Origin of the sequence: Chitinophaga sp. (genome assembly GCF_035564935.1) — a bacterium.
Classification (GTDB): Bacteria; Bacteroidota; Bacteroidia; order Chitinophagales; family Chitinophagaceae; genus Chitinophaga.
Map to the genome: position 1 here is coordinate 1 of NZ_DATMTE010001053.1, position 7,987 is coordinate 7,987.

The 7,987-nt window shown below is 48.4% G+C and carries 6 protein-coding genes; 5 read left to right on the plus strand and 1 reads right to left on the minus strand.

Annotated features, from left to right (window positions below):
- Positions 1 to 703 (plus strand): alpha/beta hydrolase (locus VN105_RS27380; protein WP_325646259.1); only part of this gene is annotated, 703 nt, incomplete at its 5' end.
- A 56-nt stretch (positions 704 to 759) separates the two neighbouring features.
- Here VN105_RS27380 and VN105_RS27385 read toward each other — a convergent pair.
- Positions 760 to 1,392 (minus strand): ankyrin repeat domain-containing protein, encoded by a 633-nt coding sequence (locus tag VN105_RS27385; RefSeq protein WP_325646261.1) that lies wholly within the window; start codon positions 1,390 to 1,392, stop codon positions 760 to 762.
- 65 nt (positions 1,393 to 1,457) lie between these two features.
- Here VN105_RS27385 and VN105_RS27390 point away from each other — a divergent pair, with 65 nt between their 5' ends.
- The 4 genes from VN105_RS27390 to VN105_RS27405 form a co-directional block, all read left to right on the plus strand.
- Positions 1,458 to 2,012 (plus strand): sigma-70 family RNA polymerase sigma factor, encoded by a 555-nt coding sequence (locus VN105_RS27390; RefSeq protein WP_325646263.1) that lies wholly within the window; start codon positions 1,458 to 1,460, stop codon positions 2,010 to 2,012.
- A gap of 73 nt (positions 2,013 to 2,085) precedes the next feature.
- Positions 2,086 to 3,123, plus strand: coding sequence for a FecR family protein (locus VN105_RS27395; protein WP_325646265.1), 1,038 nt, complete (start codon positions 2,086 to 2,088; stop codon positions 3,121 to 3,123).
- Between the two features lie 85 nt (positions 3,124 to 3,208).
- Positions 3,209 to 6,370 carry a TonB-dependent receptor gene (locus VN105_RS27400; RefSeq protein ID WP_325646267.1) on the plus strand — a complete coding sequence of 1,054 codons (3,162 nt, stop codon included), beginning with the start codon at positions 3,209 to 3,211 and terminating at the stop codon, positions 6,368 to 6,370.
- A gap of 17 nt (positions 6,371 to 6,387) precedes the next feature.
- The coding region (locus VN105_RS27405; RefSeq protein ID WP_325646269.1) for a RagB/SusD family nutrient uptake outer membrane protein at positions 6,388 to 7,987 on the plus strand (1,600 nt) is incomplete at its 3' end.

Genomic DNA, 7,987 nt, shown 5'->3' on the forward strand with positions numbered 1-7,987 from the left:
GATATTTTTCCTGCAACAGGGATTCAGGGTAATTGCGCATGACCGGAGAGGACATGGAAGGTCTACTCAAACTTCAAAAGGCCATGATATGGATACCTATGCGGCAGATGTGGCGGAACTGACCCAGGCGCTTGATTTAAAGGATGCTATCCATGTGGGGCATTCAACAGGCGGGGGAGAAGTGATCCGCTATGCGGCTAAGTATGGCAAAGGCAGGGTGGCAAAGGCAGTACTCATCAGCGCAGTAACGCCCATCATGGTGAAATCTGATGCCAACCCCGATGGGGTGCCATTGTCCGTGTTTGATGAAATCCGCACCAATACTGCCACCCAGAGAACACAGTTCTTCCAGGACTTTACCATACCTTTTTACGGGTATAACCGGGAGGGGGCAAAAATATCACAGGGTGTAAGAGACAATTGGTGGCGCCAGAGTATGATGGGAGCCATCACAGCGCACTACGATTGTATCAAAGCGTTCTCTGAAACAGACTTCACAGAAGATCTTAAAAGTGTAGACATTCCGGTGCTGGTACTGCACGGGGAAGATGACCAGATCGTACCATACCCGATCTCCGCCCCTAAGGCAGCTGCCTTGTTAAAGAACGGGAAACTTATTTCCTACCCGGGATTTCCGCATGGTATGCCTACCACGGAAGCTGCCACGATCAATAAAGATCTCCTGGCGTTTTTTAAGTCCTGATGTATATTATTGGCTGCATCCTGTCTGTACATTGAACAGGCAGGACGTAGCCATTTTTACTTTAACAGTTTGGCCCACTCAGCATCTTCTTCATTGAGGAATTGAAATGGAGTATCCCCGTCTATATTCGGAATTGTTTTATCCGCGCCTGCGGCGATCAGCAGCCGGGCGCATTCTAACTGGTTACCCCTGTTTTCCGGGCCTCCGTGTTTGAATCCATGGATAGCCCATAATAAAGGTGTGCCCATGAAATCAATACAGCGTTTATTAATTGCCGCTCCTTCCGCAAGCAACCTGTTTACCAGTTGATCGTTTCCTGTCCATGCAGCCCAGTGTAAGGCAGTGCCTCCATGGCATCCGGCATGGTGAATATCAGCGCCGTTTTCGATATACAGTATGCCTGTTTTTGCTGCATGTAAACTGGCGGCTGCTGTAAGCGGCGTGTCCATTTTTTCGGTTGGTCCGTTACCATTAACGTTTGCTCCGTACTCTAAAAATATCTTCGCCATTTCAACGGCTTCTTCGTCGGCATAACTATGGGAAAACACACCGTCGCAGATCCGGTGCAAAGGATGGGCTTTCGTAGTATTGGCGTCATCGAAAGGAATACCTTCGTTGGCCAGTGAAGGATCTTGCGAGAGCGCTTTCCTGATCCCTTCATAATCTTTATTGGTAATCAGCTCTTTCATACTATATTTATTATCTCAAAAAAATACCTGTTATTTCTTTAAATTAGGTCTGTAAAATCTACGTTGTGAATATTATAGCTGCTTTGAAGCAAGGTAATTTACTGGTATTTAACGAGGTATACCATTCCTGCCATAAAAGGATCTATTATTTTATTCTCCGCAAAACCAAGTCATCCTTCCTCGCTGAAGAGGTTACCCAACTTACCTTTATCAAATGCTGGAATTACCGCGAAAGCCTTACCGACGAACTTGATATTACTGTTCAGTTATTCAGGATAGCCCGTACCACGCTGATTGACCAGCTCCGTAAAGATACAGTTTACAAAGAGAAGGTGATTCATGTGATTGACAAATACACTTTGCCGGCCGACGATGTATTGGAAAGGCTGGGAGAGAAGGAACTCCGGCATAAACTGGCCCACGCCCTGGAAGAGATGCCTCCCATGCGGCGTAAAGTATTTGAGATGAGCCGGTTTAAAGGTATGACCTACCAGCAGATAGCCAGCGAACTTTCCTTGTCGTCAAGAACGGTGGAAGCACATATTTTCCAGGCCGTAAAGCAGATAAGGCATTATTTAGGCGTGATACTGCCGCTCGCAGGATGGCTGTTGCACTTTTGAAAATATTTTTTCAACCAGACTAAGTACCTGGTCTTTCACAAACGTATTATTTATTTATCAGCCGTACGTTATCATGATAAACGATGAATTAATAGAGCGGTTCTTTGCAAATCAATGTACTCCTGACGAAGCACGGCAGGTGACCCGTTACCTGGACGAACACCCGGAAATACTGGAACAATACCTGCCGGAAGAAGAATTTCTGGAGTTACACAATGAGGGCGATATTCCTGAAGCGGTATCGCAGCAATGGCTGAACAACATTCACCGGCAAAGCAATGCGGTGAAAAATAAAACAAGATGGATTAAACGCCTGGCTATCGCTGCGGTAGCAGCGGGTTTGATCGTATTGGCATCACGGCTGATAACGAAGCCGGTACATGAACAATATACTGTTAATGAGCCGGGCGCTATCATCCCGCAGAATCAACAGGTCCGGCAAACAAATAACACCAATAAGCCGATGGCGATCGTATTACCGGATGGATCTGTAGTGCAGTTGCTGCCACAGGCAGCCATCACCTATCATAAGCGCTTTAGTGAGAACAGGAATGTTTACCTCACGGGAGAAGCCGATTTCACCGTTGTTCCGGAGAAAGCGTATCCCTTTACCGTATACAGCAGCGAGGTACATACAACGGTGCTCGGCACTTTCTTTCATGTGAAGGCATTACCGGGGGAAGACATGATAAGTGTAAGGTTAAATACCGGTAAAGTCCGGGTGAGCATTGATGCGAAGAAAAAAGTGGAAGATGTGATATTAACACCCGGTAAAGAATTACGGTATAACAGGAAAACAGGCGCCTCCAACCTGCTGACCTTTAACACAACCGCTCCCGAAGTGATGGTGAAAGCCGGCACAGGTAACCAGGCCCATGTAAAACCGGATTGGTACAAATTCAATAACCAGCCCATGACACAGGTGCTTGACCAGTTAAGCAATTACTATGGCGTTGCCATCTATTATTATCCTCCGGATATTACCGATATTTATTTTGACGGTAAATTTGAGAATACCGATTCCCTGGATAAAATACTGACAGACCTTACCTTACCTAATAACCTGAAATTGATGAGAAACGACAGTGGGTTTGTAATCAAACGAAAATAATTCAGCAACTATAGTCTTATTCCACAACAAGGCGCAAAGGCGCCCGGGGATCGTCATGCCCTGTACTTAAAAACACGTTCCAGTTATGAAGACGTTTTATCGACCAGATTTACGGCTATTGCCGCTCCTTGCCTTGTTTTTCCTGGGCCTGCCCTTTATGTCACACGCCCAGCATGCCCGGTTGCAGGTAACCGGTACGGTGCGCAATGAACAGGGAGAGCTACTGCCCAATGCATCTGTTGTAGCATTGAATGAAAAAACAAAATACACCGCCGGTGTAGTAACGGACAGTAACGGTATTTTCCGCTTTTCAGGATTACCCCAGGAAGGCAGGTATTTGTTCAGCATTTCTTACATGGGTTATGAAACGCAGCAGTTAAACAGCGTAGCGCTGAAACCCGGGGCCACCTTAACGCTGGCAGTAAGGCTCAGCAGAACCATCGCGGCGCTGAACGACCTGGTAGTAATTGGCTACGGCACCGCCAGGCGGAAAGATGTGGCGGGTTCCTTCAGCGTTGTTTCCGTAAAGGAAGCCGGCGCTGTAAATGCCACCAATCCTTCCCAGTTACTGATCGGTAAAGCGGCGGGCGTACAGGTGCTGCAAAGCAGCGGCGCCGCCGGTGCAGACGCACAGATCATTATCAGGGGTACGGGCAGCTTCACGGATATCAATCCCCTGTATGTGATAGATGGTATCCAGGGAACGAAGAACTTATTTAATACGCTGAACCCACAGGATATAGAAAGCATCACTATTCTCAAAGATGCATCCTCTACAGCTATTTACGGATCTGCCGCAGCCAACGGCGTGGTGATCATTACCACCAAAAGAGGCAAGACCGGTCCGCCCAGGGTAAGCTTCACTTCACAATGGGGCGTTGCCAAAGCATGGAAGCAACTGGACCTGCTGAATGCCGCCCAGTATGTGGATGCGCTGAAAGACCTGGCCGCTACAAAAAATACGGTACTACCTGCCAAGTTCAATACCCCCGCGGTTTTGCAGGATAGCACCAACTGGCAGGACGCCGTTTTCCGCAACGCACTGGTATCTGAAAATGACGTGAACATCAGCGGTGGCGGGGAAAAGGTGAACTATTCGGTATCCGCTACCTATATCAACCAGAAAGCTATTTTAACCAATGCCACCAACAAAAGAATGCAGGCGCGCATTGGCTTGGAAGAACAGTTGGGCCGCTTCCGTTTTACGCAGAATATTATTTTACGCCAATATGTATCCGAGGGCAACTATGCCAGCATCCTCAATGCTATCCGGTACGCGCCTTATAAACCGGTACTGGACCCGAATATCCCCGGTGGCTATTCTATTTTATCAAATATTGAGGACTATAGCAATGCGTCAAATCCATTGCAGGATGTTGACCTCAGAAGTCAGACTACTAAGTCGCTCGCCTTTTTTCCGCAGCTTTCCGGTGAAGTACGCATCATCAACGGCCTGAAATTCCGTTCGCAGTTTGCAGCAGAAGTAAACTCCACCCGCGCCAACAGCTACCAGCAACAGTACCAGTCGTCCAACTACCTGAACCAGGCCCGCCAGTCGGCGCTCAATTTTACGGAGAACTCCTACTACATGCTGGAAAATTATCTTACCTATGATAAAACAATTAAAAAGCACCAGCTTTCCCTGATGGCGGGCCAAAGCTATATTGATCCCGGGGTGACCAATGGTTCCAATGTGCGCGGCACCGGGCAGCCTAACGATAATATTACCAATGTGGGCGTAGCGCCTTCACAATCTGTTACCAGTACTTATTCCAACTATGCGCGTCCGTCGGTGGTTTCTTATTACGGAAGGGCGGGGTATACCTACGACGATAAATATGTGCTTACCGCCAGTTTACGCAGGGATGGCGCTTCCAACTTCGGCGCCAACACACGCTATGGAAATTTTGCATCAGCCGGGGTGGCCTGGAGTTTTTCTGAAGAAGAATTTATTAAACACGCCCTGCCTGTTTTATCTAACGGTAAATTGCGGGCCGGCTGGGGGCAAACCGGTAACAACAATATTCCTAACTTCCTGAACACCGCGAGAACCTACCAGGGCACACCTGCCGGCGCACTGGTGTATTCGCTTGGCAGCAACGAAACATTTATTTCCGGCACCACCATCACTACATTGAGCAACCCCGATCTGCAATGGGAACAAACCAATCAAACCGATATAGGACTGGACCTGGGCTTCCTGGATAACCGGCTTACTATCGCCGCTGATTGGTATAACCGTAAAAGTACAGGATTGTTAGTGAGTACATTTCTTCCTGCAAGCATCGGCGTAAGTACTACCGGCAACCAGCCAAAGAAAACCCTGAACGCTGCAGATGCCGCCAATAAAGGATTTGAACTGATGATCGGGTACCGCGATAAGATAGGTAAGAACTTTGGCTACAGCGTTAGTGTAAACGGTTCCGTTAATCATAACGAAGTATTGTCCTTAGGCGCGCAGTTTTCCGCTCCCATACAGGCCGGTGCTTTTGACGCCGTGCCCACCACTACCTATACCGCCGCAGGTAGCGCCATCGGCTCTTTCTATGGTTACCGCAAAGATCACGTAGCGCGCGATGCCGCAGAAGTTGCCGCGCTGGATGCCGCAGCAGTGAAGAAAACAGGTAATGCCAATGCCAGATACCAGGACGGCCTGTTGCCAGGCGATTTTATTTATAAAGATCTTGATGGCGACGGCATGGTAACAGTGAAAGACCAGGAGATCCTGGGTAATCCTATCCCTAAATATATATATGGATTTAATGCCGCCGTTACGTATAAAAATTTCGATCTGAATATTGTGATTTCCGGTATCAGCGGTTTGAAATTGCTGAACGGGTTAAAATTGAATACAGAGATGATGGCTACCGGCCACAATGCATCTACCGCTATCCTGGACAGGTGGCGTAAACCCGGCGATGAAGCGGCGTTGCCACGACTGGGACAGAACGCTACCGGTAGCGGTAACCTGCGCCCGTCCGACTGGTGGCTGGAAGACGGCAGTTACCTGCGTATGCGTAATATCACCATTGGTTATAATGCGCCCGTTTCCATGCTCACTGCGCTTACCAAAGGTACCGTTAAATCATTACGCATTTATGTGGCCGCACAGAACCTGTTTACCATCACCAATTACACGGGGTATGATCCTGAAATTGTGGGCGACTATCTCTTTGCACGTGGTATAGACCAGGGGCAGGTACCGCAGCCAAGAACGTTCCTGGGTGGCATTCAATTAGGGTTTTAATTTTTAAAATGAACTTTATGAAGACGTATATTTTTCAATTGCTGCTTATTGCCGGATTGATCACCATTAGCACAGGATGTAAAAAGTCGCGCCTGGAACTGGTAGATCAGAGCGCCTATGCATACGATACTTACTTTACAAATACCGGCGCCCTGAACCAGGCTACTGTAGCAAGTTACGCTACATTGTTGCACCCGGGGTTATGGGCCAGGGAATACTATTTTATTTTTGACCTGCTGGGCAATGAAGCCAAGCGTGCCAGCTTCCTGCTGGGGGCCGAGCAGGAACTGGGCGATTACAGCTACGGTACCAATAATGCCGATCTCTCTTTCCTGTGGGGTTCTTTATACCGGATGATTTTCCGTACCAACCTGGTGATCGACAGGGCGGCAGCATGGAATCCTACGGCGGCGGCCGACCGTGCCAAAGTAAACCAGTATGTAGCGGAAGTAAAGTTCCTGCGGGCATATGCTTACTTTCACCTGGTTACCTTGTGGGGAGATGTACCCTTGTATATCGACTATCAAACCACCCTCAATAACAACTACCTGCCACGCAGTGCAGCGGCGGATGTGTGGAAACAAATAGAGAAAGATCTTACAGAAGCACAGGCTGCTGCTGAATTGCCGGTAACCTATTCTGCCTCAGAACTGGGCCGCGCTACCCAAGGCGCTGTTACCGCGTTGCTTGGAAAAGTTTATCTCTATCAGAAAAAATGGGGACCTGCACAAACGGAGCTGCAAAAGCTCATGGCCGCCCCTTACACTTATAAACTGGCGCCTGTATACGATAGCCTCTTCTCTATTACGAACCAGAACACAACGGAAAACATTTTCCAGATCATGAACCAGCAGTGGACCGACTGGGGCGTAGGTTCTCCTTATTACATGTTTGGCAACGGCGCCGAACAGGTAGGTAAGCAAACACATTCCGGCCGGGCCATGGAGTATGGCTGGAACGACTGGAAAAATGTATACATCAGTAACTCTTCCGTGCGTGCATTCACGTATGCGCACCCGGTGAACGGTCAGCCTTATACAGACCCCCGCGCTAAATCCACGTTTTATGGTACTGCCGCATCCGGCGGTGAAACGGTGTACTGTCAGCAATGCGCTGCCGGGCCTAAGCCTTATCCCTTTGATGCCACCGATCCCCAGGGCGATTACCGGTGGAAGAAGTATGAATATTATAACCTGGTTGAAAAATACGGTGATCCTAAAAGCCCTATTAACGGGCAGGTGCTCCGCCTGGCGGATGTAATGCTCATGCTGGCGGAAGCTTATATTCAACAAGGGAACACCGGTAATGAGCCACTGGCACTGATTGACAGTGTACGCTCCCGTTCGGGTGCTGTTTTATATACTGCTTTGGGAGATAAGAACAATGCCATGAAGCTGCTGATGCGCGAACGGCAGCTGGAACTGTGCGGTGAGCAATGCCGTTTCTTTGACCTGATCCGATGGGGTATTGCCAAACAAACTATTAATGCGGAGAAACTGGCCGAGCCGGGTACCGGTACACAGCCTTTCCAGGATAAGCATGTGTTGTTGCCTATTCCCGACAACGAAAAAAATTATAATCCCAATGTAGCAACGCAGATAAAAAACGATTGGAACT